2 protein-coding genes are annotated in these 2,183 nt (G+C 48.5%); both read right to left on the bottom strand.

Annotation, left to right across the window (positions count from 1 at the left end; genetic code table 11):
- On the bottom strand, positions 1 to 1,201 hold a 1,201-nt coding region (locus GY683_RS06250; protein WP_297287925.1), incomplete at its 3' end, for an ATP-binding cassette domain-containing protein.
- A 9-nt stretch (positions 1,202 to 1,210) separates the two neighbouring features.
- A partial coding sequence (locus tag GY683_RS06245; RefSeq protein ID WP_297287924.1) for an efflux RND transporter periplasmic adaptor subunit occupies positions 1,211 to 2,183 on the bottom strand: 973 nt, incomplete at its 5' end.

Raw genomic sequence — 2,183 nt, 5'->3', positions numbered from 1 at the left:
GATCTGATTCTACGTTTTTATAACGGCTATTGACACTGGTATTGACCTGTGGGCTCACCGACTTAGCATAGGGCTGGCTGGCAACGGCTTCGCTGTCTTCGATGGTGAGATTTTTTTGATGAAAGCGCCGTCTGGGATCGCCCCAACTGTAGCCGTCACGCACGGTGATGGTATTGGTGCCAAGAGAATTGATGTCTGATAAAATCTTGGCTTGTGTGCCTTGCCCAAGCCCTACGATAGACACCACCGAGGCAATACCGATGATGATGCCAAGCATGGTCAGCAGGGTGCGCATTTTGTGCGCTTTCATGGCATACAGAGACATCTTAAAGGCTTCATTTAAGCGATCGAGGATGCCTAAAAGAGCATTTTTGGATGGGGCGTGGTGTAGGCGTTCAGCTTGTGGATTATCGTTATTGGTGGTGCGGTTAAAAATAGGCTTATCATTAATGGGTTGGGCGTTATTGGTGTGATTGGTGGTGTGATTGTTTGTATAATAATCGGCAATGATTTGACCGTCTTTAAGCTCAATCACCCGTTCGGCTTGCGATGCCAATGCAGGATCGTGCGTCACCATGATGATGGTGTGCCCCTGTGTTTTTAAGCGATGCAAAATATTCATCACTTCTTTGCCCGAATGACTGTCTAGCGCCCCTGTTGGTTCGTCCGCTAAGATAATGTCACCGCCATTCATGAGGGCTCGGGCGATAGAGACGCGCTGCTGCTGTCCACCTGAAAGTTGGTTGGGGCGATTTTCGGTTTTGTCGCCTAAACCTAGCATGGTGAGCAGTTCGTTAGCGCGCTCTTTACGTGCGTTTGTTTGCATACCTGCATAGACGGCAGGTACGGTGACATTATCAAGGGCATTGATGTCGCCAAGCAGATGATATCTTTGAAAAATAAAGCCAAAATGCTCACGGCGTAGGCGAGCAAGTTCTTCTGAGTCCATGTCATTGACTGATTTACCAAAGACTTGATAATCGCCGTCTGTAGCCTTGTCCAGGCAGCCCAAGATATTCATCAAGGTGGATTTGCCACAGCCTGATTGTCCGATGATGGCGACCATTTCACCTTGATATAAGGTAAGGTCAATGCCTTGTAGCACACGTATATTGGTATCGCCTGCAGGAAATTCACGGGTGATACCACGGGTCTGTATTAGGACGGCTTTATTTGGTATGGGCTTATTATTATCACTCATCATCTGCCCTTACATTCTGATATGACGGGGTTTATTATCTGCCGCACCTTCGCTCACCACAATGGTATCACCTTGCTTTAATCCGCTTTTGATTTCGGCAGTGGCACGGTTATTGATACCCACCACCACTTCTACTTCATTGGCTTTGCCGTCGGCATCAACCACGCGTATATAATGCTTGCCATTTTTTTCATTAATAGATGCCGATGGTACGGTCAGTACGTTTTTGGCTTGAGCAATGATGATATTGACCTGTGTGGTCATGTCAAGGCGAAAGCGTCCTTCGTTATTATCTACATCCAAATAACCGATGTAATATACCGCTGACGTGGATGAGCTGCCTGAGCTGCTTTTTTCGCTGGCGGGCTCAATGCCGTCTAATACTGCATCAAATTTTTGGTCGGGTGCACCGATGATGTTAAATTTGGCAGGCAAACCTGCTTTGATGTTAATTACGTCTGCCTCGCTGATTTGTGCCTTGATACGCACACGGCTAAGGTCAGCCAAGGTGACGATGGTGGGGGCGGTCTGCATGGCATTCACCGTTTGTCCTTGCTTGGTAGTGACAGAGACTACTGTACCATTCATTGGGGCGGTGATGACGGTGCGTGATAGGGTGGTTTTGGCGGTATTGACGTCTGTTTGTGATTTTTGGACGCTTGCATTTTGGCTTTGGATGCTGGCCTTTGCATTATGAATGCCTGCTTGGGCGGTGCGAATGCTTGCCTGTGCAGCAACGACCGCAGCCCGAGCAACTTCTACCCCTGCGCGCGCATCATCATATTCTTGACGGCTGATGGCATTGATTTTGATGAGTTCATCCAGTCGAGCAAAGTTACGTTCGGCTTTGGCAAGTTCAGCTTGTCGCGTGGCAAGTGTGGCTTTGGCGCTGTCTAACTCGGCTTCTCGACTAGTAAGTTCTCCACGTGCACTTTGTAGGGCGGATTGGCTTTGGGTTAAGGTGGCTTCAGCATTGCTTAGG

Origin of the sequence: Moraxella sp. (genome assembly GCF_024227015.1) — a bacterium.
GTDB lineage: Bacteria > Pseudomonadota > Gammaproteobacteria > Pseudomonadales > Moraxellaceae > Moraxella.
The sequence above is the reverse complement of the archived record's forward strand: the minus strand, read 5'-3'. Positions and strand labels throughout refer to the sequence as shown.